A 24,907-nucleotide genomic window follows, 5' to 3' on the forward strand; every position below is an offset into this window, starting at 1 on the left:
CCCCCCGAAGAGGAGCGGAACGCACGGCTCGGGAACTTCAGACGGGAACCGCGTCGGGCTGCCGGTCCGGATGCGCCGCCTGGAACGCGGGCAGCTCCATGCACGCCGCCTCGATGCGCAGCAGCGTCGTGTACGGCGACACGTCCACGCCGAAGCGCCGCGCGCCGTAGAGCTGCGGCACCAGGCAGACGTCCGCCAGCGTCACCGCGTCGCCCACGCAGTAGCGGCCCACCGTGGGCTTCACCAGCGCCTCCAGCGCCTCCAGGCCCCGCACGTTCCAGTGCGCGGCCCACGCCTTGTCGTCCCCGTTCAGCTCGCTCTTGATGCGCTGGAGGACGGCCAGGTTCTGCAGGGGCTGCATGCCGGAGTTCACCGCCTCCGCCACCATGCGCACGCGGGCGCGGAGGTACGCATCCTTCGGCAGCAGCGCGGGAGAGGGGATGCGCTCCTCCAGGAACTCGAGGATGGCGATGGACTGGGACAGGCGCAGCTCGGTGCCGTCCGCCTCCGTCCACTCCAGCGTGGGCACCGTCCGCATGGGATTGACGGCGCGGTACTCGGCCGAGTTCTGCTGGCCGCCGTCCTTCAGCAGGTGCACCGCCGCGTACTCATAGGGCAGGCCCTTGAGGTTCAACCCCAGGCGCACCCGCCAGGAGGCGGAGGAGCGCCAGTAGCTGTGCAGACGCAGCGCCTTCATGGCCCCTTCACCACCTTCTGCGCGATGCGGCCGAAGACGCTCTGCCCGTCCTCGCCCATCATCTCGATGTCGATGGTGTCGCCGTGCTTCATGAAGGGCGTGCGCGGCTTGCCCTCTTCGATGGTCTCGATCATCCGCTGCTCGGCGAGGCAGGAGATGCCCCGGGCGCGGTCCACGTTGGACACGGTGCCACTGCCCAGGATGGTGCCCGCCGTGTAGCTGCGCGTCTTGCACAGGTGCTGGATGAGGTCGAAGAAGGAGAAGTGCATCTCCGGACCCGCGTCCGTGTCACCCACCTGCACGCCGTTGAGCACCGAGCGCAGCCGCAGGTGGATGCGACCCTCGCGCCAGGCGGCGCCCAGCTCGTCCGGCGTCACCGCGAAGGGGCTGAAGGCCGTTGCGGGCTTGCTCTGGAAGAAGCCGAAGCCCTTGGCCAGCTCGTCCGGGATGAGGTTGCGCAGCGAGACGTCGTTGGCCAGCATCAGCAGCTTGACGTGCTTCGCGGCATCCACGGCCTTCGTGCCCTGGGGCGTGTCACCCAGGATGGCGCAGACCTCGCTCTCGAAGTCCAGGCCCCACGCTTCGTCCGCCAGCGGGATGTCCGCGGTGGGCGCCAGGAAGTCGCCGGAGCCGCCCTGATAGACGAGCGGGTCCGTCTTGAGCGTGGCGGGCGGCTCCGCGTTGCGCGCCTTGCGCACCAGGATGACGTGGTTGATGTAGGCGCTGCCGTCAATCCACTCGTAGGCGCGCGGCAGCGGCGCGTGCAGGGCCTTCATGTCCAGGGGGCGGCTCTGCACCGTGCCCGCCTCCAGCTGGGCGGCGAGCGCGCGCAGCTGCGGCTCCTTCGCGTCCCAGTCATCCAGCGCCGCCTGGAGCGTCAGCGCTACGTTGGTGGCCAGCGCATAGGCCGAGTTGTCCCGCTTGACGACGATGAGCCGCCCGTCACGGGTTCCATCCTTGAGCGTCGCGAGCTTCAATCCCCGGCTCCCCGCGGCCCGGTGGAAACAGCGGGGGCCGCCTCATAGGGCTCGGCTTTTCCGTCGAGGCCCCCGGGGTGTCAAGCGCCGGACGAGGATGCGTCGCGGCAATCGTCATCACGCGGAAAAGCGGCCCTGCGGCGGCCTGTAAAGCGAATGCATGTCCCCGCCCGTCCTGGGGCCGCTCTCGGTGGAAAACTACCAGCAGCTGGAGCGCGCCGGCAGCCGGGCGAAGTAGTTGCTGCCCAGATTGCTGTCCCACTGGCCGTGGGCCGTCGCGGCCACGGAGATATCCCACGCGTTCTGGTTCCCGTTGGCGTCGAACGCGTAGAAGAACAGGTCGCGCTCCACGGCCGTGGGCTGCTCGCAGACCCAGACGCCCTCCTGGCCTCCGGCCTCGAAGTGGGCGTTGCACAGGGGCGTGTTCATGTACCGCATGCACTTGCCGCAGCCGCGAGGCCCCGCGTCGAGGAAGACATAGGCGTCGTTGTTCGTGCCCGCACGCGCCTGGATGAGCTGCTGGCGGCCGTTGAGCTGGACGTAGAGGGAGATGTCCGAGTCCGGATACAGGCCGCGCAGGAAGCCTCGGTAGGCGATGGTGAGCGTGGCCAGCCGGCCCGGAAGCCGGCGCGTGTGGCGGATGACCTCGAAGGGCCCCGTCGTCGCGGAGTCGTACACGCTGCAGAGGGGGTAGTCGGGCGGATAGTCGGAGGCGCGCGCGGCGGACAGGGGGAGCAGCAGCGACAGCGCGAACGCGGCCAGGAACGTCTGCGAGAGCTTCATGGGGTGGGTCCTCGTCGAGGCGAGAGGGGCGCGGTGCTTTCCGCACCGGCGTAGCATGTGCCATCGACATGCCAGAAGGACAGGCGCTCGCCGTGCCGCCCGCCACAGAGGGCTCGCGCACCCCGTCCCTTGGCGGCGCGCCGTCCTGCATCCAACGTTGCTCGAAGGACGGGGGCACACGATGGCAGGGGGCACCCATTTCGTCGACGCCACTCCGGAAGAGCCACGCTCCGGCCGCCAACTGGGCAACCGCTTCGAGCTCTCCCGGCGACTCAAGGCCAGCCGAGGAATCGCGACGTGGGCGGGCGTGGACCTGCGCACCGGCGAGCCCGTGGTCATCAAGGTGACCTCCACTCCCACGCTCGCTCCCACGGCCCGACACCGCCTGGAGCACGAGGCGGAGGTGCTCACCCAGCTCGACAGCCCGTTCATCCTTCCCGCGCGGCACGTGGGGACCTCGGGCGAGTGGCTGTACGTGGTGACACCGTGGCTCCAAGGCGAGACGCTGGAGGCCCGCTTGTCGCGAGGGGCGCTGAGCGTCCCGGAGGCGCTCGCGCTGGGGCGGGACCTGCTGTCCGCGCTGGCGGAGGTCCATCGCCACGGCGTCCTCCACCGCGACGTGAAGCCCTCCAACCTCATCGTCTCCGGAGAGCCGCTCGAGCACGCCACGCTGATTGACTTCGGCCTCGCGCGAAGCGAGCGGCTGGACCCGTCCTCGAGGAACCTGCCGGTGGGCACCGCGCGCTACCTGTCACCGGAGCAGTCCGGCCTGCTCCACCGGCCCGTGGAGGCCACGTCCGATTTGTACTCCGCGGGCGTCGTCCTCTTCGAGGCGCTCTTCGGAGGCCCCGCCTTCGCGGGTGACTCCGTGGGCGAGGTGCTGCGCCAGCACCTCATCGCGAGACCTCGACTGCGCGCCCTGGGCGTCGATGTCCCCCGCGCGCTGGAGGAGCTCATCTCCCGCCTGCTCCAGACGGACCCGTCGGACCGCTACCAGTCGGCCCGCTCCGTGCTCGCGGACCTGCTGGAGCTGGAGGACGCACTCGAGCGCGGACAGCCGGAGCCCGCGCTCGTCACGGGCGCCCGGGACACGCGGCACAGCCTCACCGAGCCCTCCTTCGTCGGCCGCGGCCGGGAGCTGGCCACGCTGGAGCAGGAGCTGGAGGCCACGCGGACGGACCCGGGCCGGCTGGTGCTGGTGGAGGCCGAGTCCGGTGGAGGCAAGAGCCGCCTGCTCGAGGAGTTCGCGGCGAGAGCCCGGCGCAGCCGCGCCTGGGTCCTCCGAGGACAGGCCCAGGACCAGGTCGCGCGACATCCGTTCCACCTGGTCACGAGCGTCGCCACCACGCTCACGCCCGTCCTGCAGTCCAGGCCCGAGCTCGCGCGAGCCGTGCGCGACAACCTCGCGGGACAGGAGACGGGCGTGTGCTCGGTGCTGCCGCAGCTGGCGCCGCTGCTGTGTCCGAACTTCCGCCTGCCCACGCGCGCCCTGGGGCCCGAGTCGCTGGGTGAGAACCGGGTCATCTGGGCGCTCACCGAGCTGCTCGGTGCCCTGGGGACGAAGGACGAGCCCGCCGTCGTGATGCTGGACGACTGCCAATGGGCGGATGCGCTGACGCTGCGCGCGCTGGAGTCCTGGTCTCGCGCGCGGAGCCAAGGCCACGGGCGCGTGCTCGCGGTGGCGTCCTTCCGAGGCGAGGACCTGGCACCCTCTCACGTGCTGCGCAGGATTGTACCCACCGCGCACCTGAAGCTGAGCGCCTTCGATGCCCGGGACGTGACGCGCCTCGCGGAGTCCATGGCCGGCGCGCTGCCTCCCGAGGCCCTCGCGCTGGTGGCGCGGCTGTCCTCGGGCAACCCGTTCATGGCGAACGCGGTGCTGCACGGGCTGGTGGAGGACGAGGTGTTGGTGCCGGGCGTCTCCGGGTGGCAGGTGCGGAAGGAAGCCCTGGTGCAGGCGCGCTCGTCGCGACAGGCGGCGTCGCTCCTCGTGCGCCGCTTGCGCCTGCTGCCCCTGGCCGCGCGGCGGATGCTGTCGGTGGGCGCGGTGCTGGGCAAGTCCTTCGAGCGCTCCCGCCTGGAGGCGCTCTCAGGGGCCACGCCGGAGGAGGTGGGCGCGGCGCTGGAGGAGCCTCGGCGCCGGCACATGCTGTGGGAGGAAGGCACGCGTTACACCTTCGTCCACGACAAGCTGCGCGAGGTGCTGCTGGACATGCTGACCGCGCAGCAGCGCCGGGACCTGCACCGGCTGGCGGCGAGCTCGGCGGAGAAGCAGCTCCCGGTGGACTCGTTCGAGCTGGCCTATCACTTCGACGCAGCGGGAGAGGAGGTCCAGGCCCTGCCCCATGCGCTGAGGGCCGCGGAGCAGGCTCACAACCGCTTCGGCCTGGAGTCGGCGGAGCTGAACTACCGCATCGCCGAGCGAGGCGCGGCGGACGCGGACCCGGGCACGCGCTTCCGCGTCGCCTCGGGCCTGGGCCAGGTCCTCATGCTGCGAGGCCAGTACGCCGAATCACGTCAGCAACTCGAGCGCGCCCTCTCGCTGGCCAGGGACAAGCTGGAGCGAGCGCGGGTCCTGGGGCGGATGGGGGAGCTCGCCTTCAAGCGCGGTGACTTCCTCGAGGCCATCTCCGCGCTGGAGCAGGGGCTGAAGCTGATGGGGCGCTGGGTGCCGGGGCGCGGGCTGCCCACTCGCGCGGGCGCGGCGTGGGAGGTGCTGACGCAGGTGGCGCACACGCTGGCGCCGCGCTGGTTCCTCGCGCGCCGGACGCTGAAGGACGGAGAGGAGGACCTCCAGGCGGTGCGCATCTACAGCCGGCTGGCCTACGGCTACTGGTACCGGCGCGCCCAGGAGGCCGTGCTGTGGGCGCACCTGCGCGAGATGAACCTCGCGGAGCGCTATCCCTCCACGCCCGAGCTGGCGCAGGCGTACTCGGAGCACTCGCCCGCGATGTGCACCCTGCCCTGGTTCCGCCGGGCCTTCGTCTACGCGGAGAAGTCCCTGACGCTGCGACAGGAGCAGGACGACGTCTGGGGCCAGGGCCAGTCGCTGCACTTCTATGGGCTCGCCTGCTACGGCGCCTCGCGCTTCGACGAGTGCATCGACAAGTGCACGCAGTCGATTCAGCTGCTGGACCGCACCGGGGACCCGTGGGAGGTGAACAACGCCGCGTTCCACATCGCGCTGTCCCTCTACCGGTTGGGTCGGCTGCGCGAGGCGCTGGAGGCCAGCCAGCGCCTGCACGCCTCCGCCGTCGCGCGGGGAGACCGCTACTCGCTGCGCCTGGGGCTGGAGGCGTGGGCGAAGGCCTCGGACGGGAGGATTCCGGAGGCACTGCTCGCCGACGAGCTGTCCAACCCCGACCCGGCGGACCCGCACAGCCACTCCGGGGTGCTCCAGGCCCAGGCCCTGGTGCGGCTGCGCCGAGGTGACTTCGCGGAGGCCGTGGAGCTGCTGGAGCGCGCCGCGCGACTCGTCTCGAGCCCTCATCCCCGGCACGACTTCCTGGCCCCCATCCTCCCGCTGCTCGCCACCGCGCGGCGCAAGCTCGCGGAGGCCACCTCTCCTCTCGCGGCCGCCCGTCGCAAGGCCCTGCTCCAGCAGGCCGAGGACACGGCCCGGCGTGCCCACGCGCTCTCGCGCGCCTATCGCAACAACCTGCCGGGAGCCTTGCGCGAGCGAGGCCTGGTGGCCGCCCTGCGAGGACACCCCCGGCGCGCGCGGCACTGGCTGGAGCAGTCGCTGCAAGTGGCCGAGGCCCAGCGGATGCGGCACGAGCGCGCGCTGACGCTCAAGGCGCGCGGCGAGCTGGGGCAGGCGCTGGGCTGGACCGGCGCCGCGGAGGACCTGGACTCGGCCACGCGCGAGCTGGAGGAGCTGGAGGCCGGACTCTCCCCCGAGGTGGCCACGCAGGCGGGCACCCGCACCCTCTCCATGGTGGACCTCTTCCCGCGCGTGCTGGAGGCGGGGCGCAGGCTGGCGTCCGCGCTGTCCTGCGAGGCGGTGTTCGAGGCCGCGCGCGAGTCGATGCGCGAGCTGCTGCGCGCCGAGGACTGCGTGGTGGTGGACGCACGACAGCTCGCCACCGACGACGCCGCGGCCCGCCTGGGCTTGAGCCGGAGCGCCATCTCCCGCGCGCGGGAGTCGGGCCACATCACCGTGCTGGGCCAGGGCCTCCCGGGGGGCGTGAGCGAGAGCATGGAGCTGCTCGGCGTGCGCTCCCTGCTCTGCGCCCCCATCCAGGTGCGCGGCAAGACGGTGGCCTGCGTGGTGGCCACGCACCGGCAGGTGGACGCGCTGTTCGGCGAGTCCGAGGAGCGCCTGGCCGCCTTCGTCACCGTGCTGGCCGGCACCGCGCTGGAGAACGCGGAGAACTTCGCGCGCATCGCCGCGCTCTCGGAGGAGCAGGGCCGCCTCTACCGCGCCGAACAGGAAGCGGTGCGCCTGCGCGACGACTTCCTCTCCATCGCCGCGCACGAGCTGAAGACGCCCCTCACCTCGCTCCAGCTCCACCTCCAGGGGCTCCGCTCCCAGGCCACCACCGCCACGCCGCTGCCTCGGGAGCGGCTCTCCGCCCGACTCGAATCCGCCAACGCGCAGACCCAGCGCCTGGGGCGGCTGGTGAATGACCTCCTGGACATCTCCCGCATCTCCCAGGGCCAGTTGGACGTGGCGCTCTCCCCCGTGGACCTGGTGGCCTTGATGCGAGGCCAGCTCGAGCGGAGCCGGGAGGCCTTCGTCCACGCGGGCTGCCCGGTGCGCTTCGATGCCCCCGACCACCCGCTCGTCGGCCACTGGGACGCCCTGCGGCTGGAGCAGGTGGTGGCGAACCTGCTGTCCAACGCGATGAAGTACGGCGCGGGCCGCCCCATCGAAATCTCCCTGCGCGAGCGGGAAGGCCTGGTGCGGCTGCGGGTGAGGGACCACGGCATGGGCATCGCCGGGGACGACCTGTCGCGCATCTTCGAGCGCTTCGAGCGCGCCGTGTCCGTGCGCCACTACGGCGGCTTCGGCCTGGGCCTGTGGATTGCCCGCGAAATCGTGCAGGCCCTGGGGGGCACCATCCAGGTGGAGAGCACTCCGGGGCAGGGCGCCACCTTCACCGTCACCCTGCCCCGCTCGGGCCCTCCCTCACACCTGGATGGCCACTGACTTCCGATGAACCCGGGAGGTTCAGTCCCGGAAGAGGCCCGTGACGGCCGCGACCCACCGGGGCGCCGGAGCCCGAAGCCCGCTCACCGAGGCGTGCGCCGCGCCTTCACCGCCCACCTCGCGCAGCGCCTCCAGCACCGCGTCCACGGAGGCGAAGCGCTGCTCGGGCAGCTTCTCCAGGCAGCGGCGGACCACGGCCTCCACGGCGGCGGGGATGTCCAGGTCCGGGCGAAGCTCGGAGAAGCGCGGAGGCAGCTCCTTGTGGTGGGCGAAGACCAGCTCCAGCGGGTCCTCCGACACGAACGGCACGCGCCCCACCAGCATCTCGTACAGCACCACGCCCAGCGAGTAGACGTCGCCGCTCGCATCCACCACGTGGCGCGCACGCTCCGGCGCCATGTACGCGGGCGCGTCCGGCAACACCCCGCCCTCCGTGACGCCTCGCACGGAGAGGTGCGCGGTCTTCGCGGCGACGGGCCGGGCGCGGCCGAAGCCCCGCACCTTCACGTGCAGCAGCTCCCCGTCCGTCACCAGCAGGACGTTGGACGAGGACACCTCACCGTGCACCACCCCTCGCTGATGGGCGTGGCGCAGTGAACGCCCCACGCCGCGCGCCAGCGCCACCGCCTGCTCCCACGCCAGCGGCCCCGACGCGAGCTGCTCCGCCAACGTGCGGCCCTGAAGCCACTCCAGGGCGACATACACGGTGCCGTCATCCATCCGTCCGGCATCGAGCACGGTGACGGTGTTCGGATGACCCAGCCGAGCGGCGACCCGGGCCTCTTGTAGAAATCCCCGCTGCGCCTCTCCGTCGGCATGCGCGGTGCTCAAAACGTGCAACACCACCTCACGCCGCGCGGGAAGCTGCAGGGCGCGGTACAGGCGCACCGGCCCCCCGCCGCCCAGCGGCGCCAACACCTGGAAGCGGCCGTGCAGCACCTGTCCCACCAGCGGGTCCGCGCTCCAGGCGGCGTGCGTCGCGGGCTGAACGGTCTGAATCTCGGTTCTCATGATGAAATCTCCTCGGCACGCTCCCAGGTGCGCGTCACGGCCTCGTCGAGCGCTCGTGACGACCCCGGCAACACGGTGCGAAACCGGGCCTCCTCGGGCTTCCGGGTCGACACCGGCGTGAAGGGCCGGCCCCACTCTCCGGGGCCCACCCTTCACGCGGCGTGCCGACGCGCTCATGGCGCGTCTGGCTTGCTGCTCAGGCCCGCAGCGGATTCACCGCTGCCGGACACTCCCAATAAGTGAACTCACACAGCTCCTGCGTCTCGTCGCAGGGGACCTTCATCACCGTCTTCAGCTCGCACGGATGAATCGGCACCTCCGGCTCTCGCGCGGCCCGCGTGTGACCTCTCGGTTCGACCTCCGTCGACGTCGACGGGTGCTCCACCACTTCCTTCGTGTGTGCCGCCTTCGTGTCACGCGCGGCGGCGCGCGCTTCCCGTCGTGGCTCCTTCACTCCCGTCGCCACGGGGTGGGTTGCGTCCAGTACAAACCCCGGCACGGTGCCCAGCACCGCGCCCAGGATGCACAGCTTCCTGTTCATGAAACCCCCAGGCCGGCTCGAACCGCCCCGACCACGCCCTGCGACGCGGCCCGTAGCGGCTCGACGGCCCGGACGTCACTAGCCGGTGGGTCTGACATTCCCGGCGCTTCCCGACAGCAGGGGAGCACCCACCCCCCTTTAGTGCCGATGAAGCGTCTGGTATCTGGGGGTCACCGGCAGCGGCTAGGATGGCGCGCCCTCGGAGCCGTCACCGCCCATGCCCTTTCAGATCACCGTTCACGAGCAGGACCGAATCCTCGAGGTCGTCTATCCCTCCCAAGTCACCTCCGCGGACCTGTCGGAGTACCTGACAGCGGTGAAGAAGGCGATCGTCGGCTTCGCGGGAGAGTGGTCCGCGCTGGTGGACCAGTCGCAGCTCCGGGTCATGCCCACGGACGTCGTGGGCTCCATGGCGGCGCTCAACGCCTACGCGCAGCTCCACGGCATGAAGCGCTCCGCGCGAGTCGTCAGCGACGCTCCGTCCGGCCTCCAGGCGTGGCGGATGACCAAGCGGGCGATGCTGACCATCCCCACGCGCACCTTCGAGACGCGGCAGGAAGCCATCGCGTGGCTGCGCGACCCCGACGCGGACTGAGCCCGCGGGCCGGGCCTCGTGCCCTCGCTCGCCCACCTCTCCTATAGTGGACGTGCTCGCCCCCCGGGGCAGGCATCCCGTCCCCTCATCAGGAGTCGTCTTCACATGCATCCCCCCCGGAACGGCGTCGCCAGGATTCTGCTTGGCGCGCTGATGTGGACCCTTGCCCTCGCGGCCTGCGCCCCCGGCCCCGAGTCACCACCGGGAGAAGAAGCTCCGGAGACAGGCGCCGGCGAGCACCCGGTGGTCTACGGCAACGATGACCGCACGGACGTCTACGCGCACGCGGACACGCTGCTGCGGGAGCGCGCCAGGCGCTCCACCGTCGCGCTGATGTCCCCGTCGTCCATCAACACCCGCGACCCGGACAACGTGACGTTCTCCGGGGGCACCCTGGGCTCGGCGGAGGGCCTGTGCAGCGACCAGCGCTTCCGCGACGACCCGGCGCCCGCGTGGTGCTCCGGCACGCTCATCGACGATGACCTGGTGCTGACGGCCGGCCACTGCGTCGTCGACGCGGGCGAGTGCGCGGACACCCGCTTCGTCTTCAACTTCTACCGGACGTCCGCCACCGCGCTTCAGCCGATAACAACGCAGGACATCTTCTCCTGCCGCTCCATCGTCGTGCGCCGCGAGGCGACGTCCGGCGGCCGCACGCTGGACTACGCCATCATCAAGCTGGACCGCTCCGCCGCGCCGCGCTTCGAGCCCGCGCCCATCCGCCCCGGCAACACCCCGCTGGCCGTGAGCGCCGGCATCGCCGTCATCGGCTCCGGCAGCGGCATCCCCTTCAAGATTGATTCGGGCGGCAAGGTGCGCGACGGCCGCGCCGGCACGCTGGACTACTTCGTCGCCAACACGGACACCTTCGGCGGCAACTCCGGCTCGGGCGTCTACGACCTGGAGAGCCACACCGTGGCGGGCATCCTGGTGCGCGGCACCAAGGACTACGTCGCGCGCGGCGGCTGCTTCGTCGTCAACACCTGCGCGGAGACGGCGTGCGACGGCGAGGACATCAACTACGTGCGCCCCGCCATCGACGCCTTCTGCCAGGCGTCCACCAGCACGCGGCTGTGCGGCTCCGGCCCGCCGCCCACGGGGGGCGCCTCCTTCACCTTCACCGCCGCCCACACCGCCAGCGCCACGTCCAACACCGTCAACAAGAGCGTGACGCTGGCGGCGGGACAGAAAATCACCCTGGGGACCTGCGGCGTCACGGGCTCCGCCCTCACCGGGGACTCCTTCCTGCGTCTGTTCGGCCCGACCGGCGTCCAGGTCGCCGCCAACGATGACGGCTGCGGCGGCCGAGGCTCCCACCTGTCCTTCACCGCCACCGTCGCGGGCCCCTACGAGATTCGCGCGGGCTGCTACTCCGCCGAGTCCTGCTCCGGCACCGTCGCCTGGACGCTGACGTCCACCGGCCCCGCGCCCAGCCGGGGCTCGCTCGAGTTCTCCGCCAGCGACACGAACCACGCGATGGCGAACACCGTGAACCAGGACCTCCCCCTGACCGAGGGCCAGAGCCTCTCCTTCGGCACCTGCACGGAAGCAGGCGCCTCCGGCACCGGCGACACCGTCCTGCGCCTGTTCAACGGCGCGGGCCAGCAGGTGACGAGCAGCGACGACGCCTGCGGCCTGCTCTCCTACGCCAGCTACACCGTGCCTCCGGGCGCCGGTGGCACCTACCAGCTGCGCGCGGGCTGCTACGACGCCAGCAGCTGCGGCGGCGTGGTGACGTGGACCATCCGGTAGGACCTGGGCGGTCTTCTTCCTGACACCTGGCCCGGTGCCGAGGACGGTGGGACGCCCTCCTTGCCGCCCCTCGACACCGGGCCTTCCAGCCCCCTCACCCCGCGCTTGACAGCCTGGGGGCTGGGGTCTAACGCACGGCGACATGAGCACTGCCCGGTTCCCGCCGTCCCCGACGCGCCCCATCCTCAACGAGGGTCCGTTCCGCGCCCTGCTGCTGGAGAACATCCACCCCTCGGCCGAGGAGATGCTGAAGGCCGAAGGCTTCCAGGTGGAGCGGCTGTCCTCCGCGCTCAAGCCCGCGGAGCTGGCCGAGCGCCTCAAGGGCGTTCACCTCCTGGGCATCCGCAGCAAGACGACGGTGCCTCCGGAGTCGCTCGTCCACGCGGAGGACCTGCTCGCCATCGGCGCCTTCTGCATCGGCACCAACCAGGTGGACCTGACGGCGGCGAACACCCACGGCATCCCCGTCTTCAACGCGCCCTTCAGCAACACGCGCAGCGTGGCGGAGATGGTCGTCGCGGAGGTCATCGTCCTCACCCGCCAGCTCTTCGACCGCAGCCGCGAGGTGCACACGGGCCAGTGGCGCAAGGTGGCCACGGGCAGCCACGAGGTGCGCGGCAAGACGCTGGGCATCATCGGCTACGGGCACATCGGCTCGCAGCTGGGCGTGCTGGCCGAGTCGCTGGGCATGCGCGTGCTGTACTTCGACGTGATGACGAAGCTGCCCCTGGGCAACTCGCGCGCGGTGGCCACGCTGGACGAGCTGCTGGCGCAGTCCGACTTCGTCACGCTCCACGTCCCGGCGCTGACGTCCACGCACATGATGATGGGCGCCGAGCAGCTGGCGAAGATGAAGAAGGGCGCCTGCCTCATCAACGCCAGCCGGGGCACCGTGGTGGACATCGCCGCGCTGGCGGCCTCGCTGCGCTCCAAGCACCTGGGCGGCGCCGCGGTGGACGTCTATCCCGAGGAGCCGGAAGGCAACTCGGATGGATTCGTCACCGAGCTGCAGGGGATTCCCAATGTCGTCCTCACGCCGCACATCGGCGGCTCCACGGAGGAGGCGCAGGCGTCCATCGGCAAGGAGGTGGCGACCAGCCTCTCCAAGTTCTTCCGGACGGGTGCGACGACGGGCGCGGTGAACTTCCCCATGGTGGAGGCGCCGCTCATCCCCGGCACGCACCGCATCCTCAACGTGCACCGCAACATCCCGGGCGTGCTGCGCGACATCAACCGCATCGTCTCGGACCTGAACGCGAACATCCACGCGCAGGTGCTCAGCACGGACTCCAACATCGGCTACCTGGTCATGGACCTGGACCAGGACGTGTCCCGTCCGGTGTGCGACGCCATCGCCGGCCTGACGACGGACATCAAGACGCGCATCGTCTCCTGACGCGCGTCCCGCGCCGCGCTCAGGGGTCCAGGATCTTCCCGGGGTTGAGCACGCCCCGGGGGTCCAGGGTCCGCTTGAGCGCGCGCAGGAGCGCCAGCTCCTCCTCCGTGCGCGAGTAGCCCAGGTAGTCCTTCTTGAGCAGGCCGATGCCGTGCTCGGCGGAGATGCTGCCCGCGTGCTTGCGCACCAGCTCGAACATGGTGGGGTCCGCCTGCTTCGTGTGAGCCAGGAACTCCGCCTTCTCCAAGGCGTCCGGCTTCATCACGTTGACGTGCAGGTTGCCGTCGCCGATGTGGCCGAAGAGGCAGATCTCCCACCCCGGGTAGCGCGCCTCGAAGACGGACTCCAGCTCCGCGCAGAAGGCCTCCAGGCCCGCGACGGGCAGCGAGATGTCGTTCTTGTGGGGCAGGCCCGTGGCGGACAGGCTCTCGCTGATGCCCTCGCGCAGCGCCCACAACTCCGAGGCCTGCGCCGCGCCCTGTGCCTGGGTGCCGTCCGTCACCAGGCCGCGCTCGAAGAGCGAGCCCAGCCACGCCTCCACCTGGCCCGCGTCCTTCGCCTCCGCCTCCAGCAGCACGTAGCAGCCGCTGGGGGACTCGAAGGGTGAGCGCAGCTTGCGGTGGCGCTGCACGCGCGCCAGGCACCGGTCGGTGAAGAACTCGTAGGCGGAGATGATGAAGGCCGTCTGCTGGCGTGCGTCCCGGAACAGGCGCAGCACGGCGGCCACGTCCGGCACGGCGAAGAGGAAGACGTCCTGCTTGCCGGGGACCTGGGTGAGCTTGAGGGTGGCCTCGGTGATGACACCCAGGGTGCCCTCGCTGCCGATGAAGAGCTGGCGCAGGTCCAGGCCGGTGTTGTTCTTCTCCAGCGCGCCGTTGAGCTCCAGCACGCGGCCCTCGGCCGTCACCACCTGGAGGCCCAGCACCCAGTTGCGGGTGAGGCCGTAGCGGATGACCTTCACGCCCCCCGCGTTGGTGGCGATGTTGCCACCCACCGTGCTGGAGCCCTTGGAGGCGAAGTCCACGGGCCAGGTGAGGCCGTGCTCCGCGCAGTGCCGGTGCACCGCCTCCGTCACCGCGCCGGCCTGCACCCGCACCGTGTTGCCGAGCAGGTCCACCGGGCCCAGCTGGGCCATGCGTTGAAGAGACAACACCACCTCGCCCTTCGAGGCCACCGCGCCTCCCGCGAGCCCCGTGCGCCCGCCGGAGGGCACCACCGCGACGCCGTACTGGTGGCACAACGCGAGCAGTCGAGACACCTCATCCGTGGTGCGCGGCAGGGCCACCGCGCTGGGGGCCGGGGCGTAGACGCGCGTCCAGTCTCGACCGTACTCGCTCAATTCCTCCGGCTCCCGCGTGAGGAAATCTACGGGGAACCCCTCGGTGAGGGCCTGGAGGAAGGCTGCGGGAAGCGGGGCGCTGGACATGCCCCAGGCGTATTGCAGGTCTCCCTCCGTGACAAGGTGCGGCGGGGCAGCCTCCGCCTGGCGGGTCGGCTGGGGCGCAGAAGAAATGGGCCAGCAATTAAACCCCACTGCGTATTCATAGCCGGCGACGTGCTGGTTGGACCCTGTCGCCACCCCAGAGGTTGGCCGCCCATGTCCCTGCGCAGAATCCTGCACACCCCCGCAGTGTTGCTGTCCCTCCTGACGCTGGCGCCCACCGCGCCGTCGGCCGCTGAGCCGCCCCAGACCAACGTGCCCTACGTCTTCGTGGCGGTGGACAGCTACAACGTCAAGCAGACGAACCAGTTCGAAGTCACGGGTCTCCTCCTGGGGGAGGGCACACCCCGGACCATCCTCTTCACCGCTTCGACCACGTCGGCCGTCGACGTCAGCCAGCACCTGTCGCGGTGCGACCGGATGGCCCTGATGGCCATGAACAAGCCGGGTGCCTACCGCTTCGAGGTCGTGAAAGGCATCTACTCCTACGAATTCTCCTGCCGCCTGACGCGCACGGCCGCGATTCCGGCCCCCTGAACGAAAGGCGGGCTCCACACATGGCAACCCTGAGAAACCTCGGGCTGACGCTCGTGCTGGCCGTGTCAGGTCTCCTGTCCGCGTGCTCCGACCCCGACGGCGCCCTTCCCGGTTGGGAGGAGCCACCCCCCAATCCCAGCCGACAGGACTCGGATGGAGATGGCGTCCTCAACGCCACCGACTGCGCCCCCAACGACCCGGCCCGATGGCTGGCCTCGCCCGCCTTCGAGGACAAGGATGGCGACGGCTGGGGATTCGGCGTCGCGCAGTATTCGTGTACCGCCAACATCCCGTCGCAAGGCTGGGCCGCGCGGACGGGGGACTGCGACGACTCGGACAAGACCCGCTGGCGCGTCGTGAAGGACCTGTATCCGGACCAGGATGGAGACGGTGCCACGGGCCAGCAGCTCGTGGAGGGCTGCGTGGGGGACACCCTCGTCGGCTATCGCGAGCAGCCGGGCCCCTTCGACTGCGACGACCAGGATGCGCGCTCGCAGGGCGGGTACTCGACCTGGCCCGACTCGGATGGCGATGGCTATGGGGCGGGGACGATGCGGACGGTCTGCACCGGCAAGCCCGTGCCCACCGGCTATGCCTCCCGGGACGGTGACTGCGACCCCGCGAATCCCATCCGCGCGCTGAAGCGCTACATCCCCTACCGGGACATCGACCTCGACGGCATCACGGTGCCGGCCCCCACGTCCCTCTGCCTCGGCGACAATGAGCCCCTGCCCCTGGGCTTCTCGCTCGTGTCGACGGGCGAGGACTGTGACGACCGGGACTCGATGAAGCGCCTCATCCGCGACGTCTACGTCGACCTGGATGGTGATGGCTTCGGAGCGGGCTCCCCCGAGAAGCAATGCACCGGGCTCCAGCCCGTCCAAGGCAAGGCCTTCCAGGGCGAGGACTGCGCGGCGGACGACAGGACCCGCTGGCAGTGGCACTCGTATGCATATCGGGACGCGGACGGAGATGGCGACACGGTGCCCGAGAACGGCGTGGTGTGCGGCGGGGCATCGCTTCCTCCGGGCCATGCCGTCTCCCCCCGAGGGCTCGACTGCGATGACAAGAACCCCGCCGTCCGCCTGAGCTGGATGGTCTACGTGGATGAGGATGCGGACGGCGTGGGCGCGGGTGCCGTGTCGACGAAGTGCGCGGGTGTCACGGTTCCCTCAGGCTACGCGACGACCTCCACGGACTGCGCGCCGTCGGATGCCTCGGCCTGGAAGATGCTGACCTATGCCCATCGCGACGCGGATGGGGACAACTTCACCGTGCCCCAGACGGGCGAGCTGTGCACGGGAGGCACGCTGCCGCAGGGATACTTCGCGAGCGCGAGGAACCCGGACTGCGACGACTCGAACACGCAGCTGCACACCCTGCTGACCTCCTGGGCCGACGCGGATGGTGACGGCGTGGGCGCCGGAGAGGCCGCGCAGGTCTGCACGAACGGACAGGTGCCGCCTCCGTTGTCCGCCGTGGGAACGGACTGCGCGGCCAACGACGCGACGGCCTGGCAACAGCTCGCGTATGCCCACGTGGACCGGGATGCGGATGGGGCCACGGCGCCGGAGAAGGGCTCCGTCTGCGCGGGCACCACCCTGCTCGCGCCGTACTTCACCAAGGCTTCGGGCAATGACTGCGACGAAACGGACCCCGCCCGCACGCGTTGGGTGGTGCTCTATCCGGACCACGACGGGGACGGCGTGGGCGCGGAGCCTCGACAGGTGACGTGCCTGGGCACCACCATCCCCTCGGGCTGGTCCGTCTACGGCTACGACACCAACGACAACGACCCCGGCACCACCGCTGATGAGGAGAGCGACCTCGAGCTGGAGCTCCTGCTGAGCATCTAGAGCCCACGTCGTGACTTGCGTTTCGAGAGGGTCGAGGCCATTGTGTCGGGCAGCGTGGGAAACCGCGCTGTCCATGACCTCTTCCCGCTGACATCTCCGCGCCCTGATGCGCTCCTCGCCCTCGACGGGATGCTGTCGGGTGCGCGAGTGACGTGCATGCCGTGGGTCGCGGAGTCCTCCCAAGCGTCGCGTTCTATTTCCGTCCCACCGTGCGCATCTTCCCGCGCGGAGCGCGCCTCGTGCGCGGTGGGACTCTCGACTCCGAGGTCACTTCGTATGCAACCCCAGAAGCGCAAGCTCACCTACCACGTCGCCACCACGCTCGATGGCTTCATCGCCCGCGAGGACCACTCGTTCGACTGCTTCGTGAACGAGGGCGACCACGTCACCGAGTACTTCGCCACGCTGCGCACGTACGGCGCGGTGGTGATGGGCCGCAAGACGTACGACATCGGCTTGCAGTTCGGTGTCACGGACCCCTACCCGTACCTGGAGACGTACGTCGTCTCCCGTTCGCTGAAGGAGAGCCCGGACCCGAAGGTCCGCCTCATCTCCGACGACGTCGTCGGCGCGGTGCGGACGCTGAAGGCCCAGGAGGGCAAGGACATCTACCTCGCGGGGGGAGGAGAACTCGCGACCCAGCTGTTCACCGCGGGGCTGGTGGATGAGGTCCTCATCAAGCTGAACCCGCTGCTGCTCGGCTCCGGGATTCCGCTCGTCACGAGGCTGGGCTCGCACATCAACCTGGAGCTGCTCTCGACCAAGGTCTACCGGACCGGCGTCGTCCTGCTCCAGTACGGCGTCAAGCGCTGAAGCAAGGCCCCGGGCCACGAGTCGGTGACTCGTGGCCCGGGTGCCGGTGCGAAGACTATCGCCGCCAGGTCGCCGAGAATCCGCCCGAGGTCACCTCGGTGAACGAATCGCCAGCACTGCTGAGCGTGATGGTCACCGACTGCGGCGCGATGGGGGCACAAATACCCGTGCCATACATATACCGCGTCCCGGTGTACTGATTGGGAACACCCGTGGGCGTCAGCCCGGCGTACTGCGAGTCCCCCGGATACCAGCAACCATCGCCACCGCTGGTGAGGCTCCCGGAGCCTCCCGCGTAGATGGTCACACACCCGGGCCACCCCACCTCGCACCAGGTCCCAATCAAGGGGTCACCCGAGGGAAGCAGCTCCGCCGTCTGGGATTCCGTCGCCGGTGACTCCGACGCAGCGCCACCACCACAGGCCACGGCAAGGAGAGCAAGACACGCCACAAGGCTGCTGGACTTCTTCATGTTGATGGCTCCGTGCGCAGTCCCACGAATCGCGGGATCTCCGGATACCATTTCAAACCAAACGTTTGCAATTCATTGCCACATTCCAAGAACACACAATACTTCCGCTGCGCTGGCAATAAATGGCAACCTACTCCGGCCAAAGCGTGAGGATGCGCTCGGCGTCAGCGATGGAGGACCACTCCACCTTTCCAGAGAGGACCCATTGCTGCTTCTTGAAGCGAAGGAATGGTCCATCCCAGCTCGCGCTGTGGTTGCCGACGGAGAGGGACGAGAAGCGCGTGGCGTGCGTGGCCACCGCCATCTTGACCATCCAGGTATCGAACTCCCCCTCGGAGAACCAGCGCAGTTGCTCCAGCACCCACCCCGCCTCCGGGTTCAGCACGGTCTCCCGCCCCAACACCGCCGAGAGCAGCCTGTCCCCCGTGAACTCCGCAGCCTCGAAGAAGACCACTCCGGAGCGCCACAGCACCGCCCACCCTTGAAAGCGTTCCGAGGCCCCCTGCAGCTGCGCCGGAAAGACCACCACGTTCGGGAGCTTTCCCCCCGAGCGAGCCCTGCTTCGAAGCGGGGACTGACTGTGCATCTCGATGAGCGTCGCGAGCTGATTCGCATCCGACAAGAAGGGCACCCGGACACGGCGTTCTCCCTCCACGCGCAACGTGAGCGCCGACTCCACGGCGACGCCTCCCGCTGGAATGGACTCCAGCGGGACGGAGACGGCTTCACCAAACGTCGGCACCCACAACAGCCGCTCGCTCGTCAGCCAGACGCGGCCTGATTTGGCCAACACGCCCAACACCGAGGCCACGAGCAGGGCCGTGGGAACCCCCGCCGTCCAGGGACCCTGTCCCAGCGTGGCGAGGAGGATGCCGAAGACCGCCCCGAATCCGCCGAGCAGGCCGACCACCCAGGCCGCCAGCGCTCGCGGGGTGGTGGCCTTGAGCATCTTGTCGGTTTGATAGAGCACCACCTCGCCCGACTCCGGCGAGCGCGACACCGGCTTGCGCACCAGCGCATCCAGCCGGCGCAGCTCCTCGTCCAGCTCCACGGGTCCCGACAGGGACACCATGGCGCCCAGCCGCTCGCGAACCAGGAGCTTCAGCTGTTGCCTGCGGGCCAGCACCTCCCGCACGGTCATCATCAGCGGCGAGCTGTCCGACCACCCCTCCGCCTCCGCGCGCCGGGTCGTCCGTCCCACCGCCTCCGCGACCCGCTCCGTCTCTTGGAGCCACTCCGCGACCAGCGTGGGCTTCGCGCGCAGCTTGCGCTTCCATCTCCCGCCACTCAGTGCCGACTCCAAGGCCGCCAACCGCGCTCGCGCCGCCTCGAGCACCTCCACGCGTCCCTCCAACTGGACGCGAAGGTCCGCATCGGAGGTGTGCGTGCCCTGGGACTCCGTCTGGGTGCGAGTGTGCTGGGACATGAGACTGTTCGTCGACCCCTCACGAATACGGCTTGCGCGCGAACGCTTGCACAGTCCCTCCCCACGAAGACAGGAGCTTGTGGGCGAGGTCCCGCTCATCGAATCCCACCTTGCCGACGAGGACCTCCGGCCCGCGCGACAGATGGACCTCCTGCTCCAAGGGAATGTCCCACGCCACCCGCGCATCCGAGGACGACCAGGCCGCGCCCCCCACCTCCGCCACGGCGCGCACCAGGTACGTGTCGAGCTCCGACGCGGGCTGCCAGCGCAGTCCTTCCAGAACCCAATCCAGCTCGACCTGCGAGTCCAAGCTGCGTCCCGTCGCGGCGCGCAGCAAAGCCACGCCGGATGTCGGGTCCGGCAGAAAGTAGACACCCCGCCCCGTCATCACCGCCTGCCCCTCCGTCCACGCGGCGCCTCGCCGGAGCAGCGCGGGATACCGCAGCAGCTCCACGGGACGGTCCACCTGCTTCGCCTGCGCCCGGACCCGCTCATCGCGGAACACCTCCAGCAAGGTCCGCAGTCGCGCGGACTCCTGGCGGCCCAGGCCCGACACCTGGAGGACCTGCCCTCCACGAACGATGAGCCCTTCGCGCCCATCCTGCTGGATGGCGTCGGCGGACAGCGCATCCCACCGCACGGAGACCGGCGGCTCGTCCCCGGGAGCCATCCACAGCAGCCGCTCGGGCGTGAGCCAGACGGCGCCCGGCACCCAGCGCCGGAGCAGCGCCACCGCGCCCGCCAACCACAGCGCCATCGCGGGAAGCCCGACCCCCAACGCCAGTCCCCAGTTCCCCGACCCCAGCAGGAGCCACATCAGCCCCCACAATCCAAGACTGCCCAGGACGTACAGCACGGACACGACATACTTCCGCTTCCCGGAGACCGAGCCCAGGTGCAGCGCGAAGGGCTCCCCCGCGGTGCGCTCCAGGTCGAGCGACTCTCCCTGGAGCGCCTCCAACCGGCGGAGACATCCCTCCAAGGACAGTCCCTCCGACGGGAACAGCAGCGTCGCCAACCGCTTGCGTGCACGCGCGGACAGCTCCTCCCGAAGCTCGCGCACCCTTCGCGCGGTTCGAGGAATCGACGAGCCTTCCGGCCATCCCTCCTGCGCACCGCGCCGCTCCGTGCGCTCCAGCGCCTCCGGCAACGCGGGCTCCAACTCCAGCACCTCGCGAAGCAGCGCCGGGTCGTCTCGCAGCCTCCGGCGCCAGCCTCGCGCGGACAGGGCCTCGGAGAGCAGGCGATAGCGGCGGAGGGCGGACTCGAGGAGCTCCACCCGCCCTTCCAGCCGGAGGCGAAGGACCTCCTCCGTCTGCCGCGTCTCACTGGGAACTGCGCCTGCTCGGTGGCCTTCGGGCATGTGCCCGAGAGCATACCGAGCGGGCCGCGTCCCCCGGGAACGGAACCCGGGCCCTCACTCTCCCAGCTGGTCGCGCTCGTACCAGCGCAAGCGCTTCCACAGCCGTCGGTCCAGGATGGCCTCCAGGGGTTCCTCGGCCAGCGCGGAGGAGATTTCGGAGGGGGACATGGTGTCGTGGGAGCTCCCCACCTGCACGGCCCGCGAGGGACGCGGCGAGGCTCCCTCCGTCCCACCCGAGGAGACCGGAGCGCGTGGCTCGGCGCCAGGGACCGGGTCGTCCGGAGACCGGCGCCTGGGAATCCAAAGCTCCCCGGTGGAGGCCCCTGGCTTCTGAGGCGGCTCGCTCACGCCACCGCATTGCATCTCGACAGCCTGGGACGCGGAGAAGCCCTGGGTGAAGCCCACGGCGTGCAAGCCCCCGTCGACGACGCCTTCGCCCAGGGGCGGCACGCAGACCTCGGAGGGAGAGACGGGCGTCGACTCCACCTTCACCGGATGCGTGAAGACAGCTCCGCGCAGCATCAGCGCCGCGACCGGGGACACGGGCCCGGAGCCCGTCAGGAACTCCTGCTCCCGAGCCGTGGTCGCGGGTGGCAACGACGCGAGCAGCGGCCCCTGCGAGGTCACCCCGGGCAGAGGCGCGGGAGGAGAGGCCTCGAGCACGGGTGCATGCGAAGACGCCCCGAGCCCCGGTGCATACGGAACCGTCGCGGACTGGGACGCGAGCGGCGGCACCGTCGGCGTGAGCGTCATCTTCGCCGCGCGACGCGGAGCCTCACGGAGGGACTCCTCCGACGACGCGCCGGAGTCCGCACGCCCCGGACCGGGCTCACTCGCGCGCCCGAGCTCGGGCTGGGTGGGCACCACCGGCGGCATCATGGGCGGCGACACGGGAAGCTCCGCGAGCGCCCCCGCGAGCAGCGTCCGCGCCCGGGAAGGAAACGCGGTGTCGCAGATGGCGAGCGGCGCGGAGGCGTCGGGCAGGTTCTCCACCAGGTGCGGCGCGACCTTGCGCACCCGCTCCACCCAATCCGGCGGTGGCCCCGCGACGCGGCGGGTGTGCAGGTCCCGCAGCCATTGCTCGGGCGAGGAGGGATTCACCGACGGGGCCGTCACCGTGACGGGCATGGCGGGCGCGGTGGCGACGGGCACCGCGTCCTTCGGCGCCGGCACCGGAACCGGCGCGGGCACGGGCTCCGGCGGGGGCCTGGGTGCCTCCGCCGCCAGGCGGGCCTGGGCCAGCGCGGCGGCGAAGTCGCTCTCCTCCTCGCGGAACACGGACTCCACCCATCGCCGCAGCCGCCAGGCCACGGTGCGAAACCACACACCCATCCCAGGTCCGCGCGCGGGCCTACCCACGGCGGAGTGACTCGAAGATGAGGGTCAATGAGTCGATGGCGATGCGCTTCCCCAACGCATCCAACGGCGCGGCCCGCCACTTCTTCGGCCACGCCTCATCGATTGTCCACCGCATCCGCTCCGTCACCCCATCCGTGTCCAACAGCAACACGGACACACCTCGGCACCGGGGAACCCCGTTCATCGACGCGAGGAACCAGCTCCACAGCGCCGGTGACTGGGAGACACCCTGACGCAACGTCATGTCCCCGGCGGTGATGGACGAGGAGCCGCGGGTGCGGGCTCGCGGCCCCAGCACCTCCCCCTCCAGCCCGGAGCACTGGGTGAAGTGCCCCTCGACGACTCCGTCGATGCGCAGCTTGAAGGGGTACGCGCGAAACGGGTCCGCGAGCACACGTGCCCGCGAGCAAGTCTCCTGCTCCCGTGACGCGGCTTCGGGGGCTTCGGCTTCAGCCATGGAACACCTCCTCGACTTCGGCTCCGTCCGCGTGCCGTCCACCACGTCAGTCCTCCTTCAGCGGCAAGCGGATGAGCAGGGGTTGCGGACCCGCGGCGAGCACCTCTGGCCCCAACGCGAGCAACTCCCCACGGGCCCGCACCTCCAGCCGACCCACCGAGGCCACCGGCGGCACGCGGGGAAAACGAAAACAGCCCTGGTCGTCCGTGCGCGTGGCGAGGCTCAGCGCGGGCAGCTCCACCAGCGCGCCCGCGACAGGCTTGCCTCCCAGCCCCACCACACACCCCAGCAGCGCCTCCGCCAGGGGCACGACGGAGGGAAACCGCACGTGATGCACCACGGGCTGAGGCCGGTCCCTCCGCACGGCCAACCTCAGCCGGAAGCCCGGGCGAGGCGCTACCCGCAGCCCCGCCCAGGTGGCGGCGGGCACGGGGGTGAGGTCCACCTCGAACTCCGCCTCCTCCAGCGCCGCGAAGACCAGCTCGCCCAACAGCCGGTGCGCGCGCTCGGGTGAGTCCGCGCCCGCGGTGACCAGGTAGCAGACGGATATCTGGAGCGGTGTCCTGCGTCCTCCCCGCGACAGTGGGGCGGGCCCCAACTCCAGCAGGTACAGACACACGCCGTGTTCGACAGTCTCACGGTCGGGTACCCCCAGGTACACGGGAGCGTCGCCAGCAATGCGGCGCACCCACGACTTCAAGCGCTGATCGACTTCGTCGATCATCCGGTCCCCCGAGTGTTCTGGGCCGGTTCCCCTGTGCGGGTATCACAGGGGATGTCCGGGCTCGCAAGTTCGCACCGGCCCAGGGGCTCGGTAAGGGGCCCACAAGTCGCAGGCGCCGTCGAGGCCTCAACACCCGCACACCCACCCACTGCCCCTCCCGCCCGAGAGGCCCCCGGGGGTGGGACAGGTCCACCCCACGGGGGAGGCACCCCGCGTGTGATTCAACGGCCTGGGGCGAGGACCTTCCGCACCTCGCGCATGGGACGCCCCATCATTTTCGAAGGCATGGCTTCCGTTTCCCGGCGCGGCGCCGAATGATGGCCGCCGGGCCGGGAACTCCCTTCGTGGAACTGCACATGATGATGGCGACACCCTCGACGAGACGACGCACGGCATTCCTCCGACGACACGGCACGGCCCTGGCCTGCCTCACCGCGCTCGCCACCGGCGCCGTGGCCCACGCGCAGGAGGAGTCCGCCCCGGAGCAGCGCTACCGCTTCGGCCTGCTGGTGGACGCCGGTGCGCCCCACGGCATCGGCCTGTCCGCAGTCCTCAAGCCCCTGCCCTGGCTGCGCCTGCAGGCGGGCCCCACCACGAACACCCTGAGCCTGGGCGTGCGCGGCGGCCTGAGCATCCTCCCGTTCCAGACGTTCATCGCGCCCTCGCTCAACGCGGAGGCGGGGCACTACTTCGGCTCGGACTACAACGACGTGGTGGACTGGCTGGGCTCCAAGCCCACGGCGGCGACGGCCGCCATCCGCGACGTCAGCTACAACTACGTGGCCGGCAGCGTGGGCCTGGAGGTGGGCGCGGCCAGCCGCTTCAACTTCTTCCTGCACCTGGGCCTGAGCTACGTGCGGCTGGGCGTGGACGACGCGAGCGCCCTCATCGAAGAGGCCACGAACGAGTCCAACATCACCGCGCGCAACCTCCGCCTCACCGCGACGATTCCGTCGGTGAAGGTCGGTTTCCTCCTCTACTTGTTCTGAGCCAGGAGCACGACACCATGCGAACGACTTCCTTCCGCGCCCTGGTGCTCTCCACCTGCGCGCTGTTCTCCACCGGCTGCGACTCGCTGTTCTTCATCGAGGCGGAGGCCGAGGAGATCTGCAAGACCGAGCCGAACGTCGACTTCCCCGCGGCCTTCCCCGGCACGCTCAGCATCAAGCACACGACGAACTTCCCCCTGGGTGACTTCGACGCCGCCCTCCCCGACGACGCGGACGTGGAGACGGAGCTGCGGCTCAAGTCCTTCGAAGTCACGTCCAGCACGGACCTGAGCGGCATCGAGCGCGCCAGCCTCTCCGTGGTCCGCCCGGGCAACCAGGAGGCCATCGTCATCGGCGAGTACCGCCGCACCAGCACCACGGCGACGCAGACCATCCGCCTCACCGGCAGCGGCGCGGTGAACCTGTTGGACATGGCGCGCGAGGACTCGCTCGACATCGTCTTCGATGCCCGGGGCTCGCTGCCCACGCGGGACTGGAACGCGAAGCTGGAGACGTGCGCGGGCGTGCGCGCGAAGGCCAGCTACTTCGACCTGGTCTTCTGATTC

General features: G+C 70.4%; 20 protein-coding genes. 9 read left to right on the forward strand and 11 right to left on the reverse strand.

All coding sequences use genetic code 11. From position 1 onward, the window contains the following. Positions 1-37: 37 nt before the first annotated feature. From maiA to MYSTI_RS34600, 3 genes are all read right to left on the reverse strand, one after another. Positions 38-697 (reverse strand): maleylacetoacetate isomerase, encoded by a 660-nt coding sequence (gene maiA / locus MYSTI_RS34590; protein WP_015352494.1) that lies wholly within the window; start codon positions 695-697, stop codon positions 38-40. After that, positions 694-1,674, reverse strand: coding sequence for a fumarylacetoacetate hydrolase family protein (locus MYSTI_RS34595; RefSeq protein ID WP_015352495.1), 981 nt, complete (start codon positions 1,672-1,674; stop codon positions 694-696). Before MYSTI_RS34595 ends, maiA begins: the two co-directional genes overlap by 4 nt. 198 nt (positions 1,675-1,872) lie before the next feature. Next, positions 1,873-2,457 (reverse strand): hypothetical protein, encoded by a 585-nt coding sequence (locus tag MYSTI_RS34600; protein ID WP_015352496.1) that lies wholly within the window; start codon positions 2,455-2,457, stop codon positions 1,873-1,875. Positions 2,458-2,638: 181 nt separating this feature from the next. On the opposite strand from MYSTI_RS34600, the gene MYSTI_RS34605 reads away from it, so the two are divergent. Then, entirely contained in the window at positions 2,639-7,609 is a 4,971-nt protein-coding gene (locus MYSTI_RS34605) for a protein kinase domain-containing protein (protein ID WP_015352497.1), read from the forward strand. Positions 7,610-7,630: 21 nt separating this feature from the next. On the opposite strand, the gene MYSTI_RS34610 is transcribed toward MYSTI_RS34605, so the two are convergent. Together MYSTI_RS34610 and MYSTI_RS34615 are read right to left on the reverse strand one after the other, a co-directional pair. After that, positions 7,631-8,620: a serine/threonine-protein kinase gene (locus MYSTI_RS34610; protein ID WP_015352498.1), complete on the reverse strand. Its 990-nt coding sequence runs from the start codon at positions 8,618-8,620 to the stop codon at positions 7,631-7,633. 196 nt (positions 8,621-8,816) lie between these two features. Continuing rightward, positions 8,817-9,161 (reverse strand): hypothetical protein, encoded by a 345-nt coding sequence (locus tag MYSTI_RS34615; protein WP_015352499.1) that lies wholly within the window; start codon positions 9,159-9,161, stop codon positions 8,817-8,819. Between the two features lie 217 nt (positions 9,162-9,378). On the opposite strand from MYSTI_RS34615, the gene MYSTI_RS34620 reads away from it, so the two are divergent. The 3 genes from MYSTI_RS34620 (at position 9,379) to serA (ending at position 12,904) form a co-directional block, all read left to right on the forward strand. Then, positions 9,379-9,756, forward strand: a complete 378-nt coding sequence (locus MYSTI_RS34620) for a SpoIIAA family protein (protein ID WP_015352500.1) — start codon at positions 9,379-9,381, stop codon at positions 9,754-9,756. 105 nt (positions 9,757-9,861) lie between these two features. Then, positions 9,862-11,508, forward strand: coding sequence for a serine protease (locus MYSTI_RS34625; RefSeq protein WP_015352501.1), 1,647 nt, complete (start codon positions 9,862-9,864; stop codon positions 11,506-11,508). Between the two features lie 142 nt (positions 11,509-11,650). Next, the gene (gene serA, locus MYSTI_RS34630) at positions 11,651-12,904 is read left to right on the forward strand and encodes a phosphoglycerate dehydrogenase (RefSeq protein ID WP_015352502.1); all 1,254 of its coding nucleotides are present in this window, start codon (positions 11,651-11,653) and stop codon (positions 12,902-12,904) included. Between the two features lie 19 nt (positions 12,905-12,923). On the opposite strand, the gene MYSTI_RS34635 is transcribed toward serA, so the two are convergent. Then, positions 12,924-14,330 carry an FAD-binding oxidoreductase gene (locus MYSTI_RS34635; protein ID WP_015352503.1) on the reverse strand — a complete coding sequence of 469 codons (1,407 nt, stop codon included), beginning with the start codon at positions 14,328-14,330 and terminating at the stop codon, positions 12,924-12,926. 171 nt (positions 14,331-14,501) lie between these two features. Between MYSTI_RS34635 and MYSTI_RS34640 the strand changes: the two genes are divergently transcribed. The 3 genes from MYSTI_RS34640 to MYSTI_RS34650 all read left to right on the forward strand — a co-directional run bounded on the left by MYSTI_RS34640 (position 14,502) and on the right by MYSTI_RS34650 (position 17,551). After that, a complete protein-coding gene (locus MYSTI_RS34640; RefSeq protein WP_015352504.1) occupies positions 14,502-14,882 on the forward strand; it encodes a hypothetical protein in 381 nt (126 codons plus the stop codon). A 20-nt stretch (positions 14,883-14,902) separates the two neighbouring features. Then, on the forward strand, positions 14,903-16,738 hold the full coding sequence (locus MYSTI_RS34645) for a hypothetical protein (protein ID WP_015352505.1): 1,836 nt from the start codon (positions 14,903-14,905) through the stop codon (positions 16,736-16,738). A 276-nt stretch (positions 16,739-17,014) separates the two neighbouring features. Further along, complete coding sequence (locus MYSTI_RS34650) at positions 17,015-17,551, forward strand: dihydrofolate reductase family protein (protein WP_015352506.1); 537 nt, start codon at positions 17,015-17,017, stop codon at positions 17,549-17,551. A gap of 602 nt (positions 17,552-18,153) precedes the next feature. On the opposite strand, the gene MYSTI_RS34660 is transcribed toward MYSTI_RS34650, so the two are convergent. From MYSTI_RS34660 to MYSTI_RS34680, 5 genes are all read right to left on the reverse strand, one after another. Further along, positions 18,154-19,449, reverse strand: coding sequence for a hypothetical protein (locus MYSTI_RS34660; protein ID WP_015352508.1), 1,296 nt, complete (start codon positions 19,447-19,449; stop codon positions 18,154-18,156). A 19-nt stretch (positions 19,450-19,468) separates the two neighbouring features. After that, positions 19,469-20,728 (reverse strand): hypothetical protein, encoded by a 1,260-nt coding sequence (locus MYSTI_RS34665; protein ID WP_044282177.1) that lies wholly within the window; start codon positions 20,726-20,728, stop codon positions 19,469-19,471. Positions 20,729-20,866: 138 nt separating this feature from the next. Continuing rightward, the gene (locus tag MYSTI_RS34670; protein WP_015352510.1) at positions 20,867-22,144 is read right to left on the reverse strand and encodes a YML083C domain-containing protein; all 1,278 of its coding nucleotides are present in this window, start codon (positions 22,142-22,144) and stop codon (positions 20,867-20,869) included. A 19-nt stretch (positions 22,145-22,163) separates the two neighbouring features. Beyond that, a complete protein-coding gene (locus tag MYSTI_RS34675; protein WP_015352511.1) occupies positions 22,164-22,628 on the reverse strand; it encodes a phage tail protein in 465 nt (154 codons plus the stop codon). A 46-nt stretch (positions 22,629-22,674) separates the two neighbouring features. Further along, positions 22,675-23,352 carry a carboxypeptidase-like regulatory domain-containing protein gene (locus MYSTI_RS34680; protein WP_015352512.1) on the reverse strand — a complete coding sequence of 226 codons (678 nt, stop codon included), beginning with the start codon at positions 23,350-23,352 and terminating at the stop codon, positions 22,675-22,677. 356 nt (positions 23,353-23,708) lie between these two features. Between MYSTI_RS34680 and MYSTI_RS34685 the strand changes: the two genes are divergently transcribed. Then, complete coding sequence (locus MYSTI_RS34685; protein WP_015352513.1) at positions 23,709-24,341, forward strand: hypothetical protein; 633 nt, start codon at positions 23,709-23,711, stop codon at positions 24,339-24,341. 17 nt (positions 24,342-24,358) lie between these two features. Beyond that, positions 24,359-24,904: a hypothetical protein gene (locus MYSTI_RS34690; RefSeq protein ID WP_015352514.1), complete on the forward strand. Its 546-nt coding sequence runs from the start codon at positions 24,359-24,361 to the stop codon at positions 24,902-24,904. Positions 24,905-24,907: the final 3 nt, after the last annotated feature.

This window comes from Myxococcus stipitatus DSM 14675 (assembly GCF_000331735.1).
Taxonomy (GTDB): domain Bacteria; phylum Myxococcota; class Myxococcia; order Myxococcales; family Myxococcaceae; genus Myxococcus; species Myxococcus stipitatus.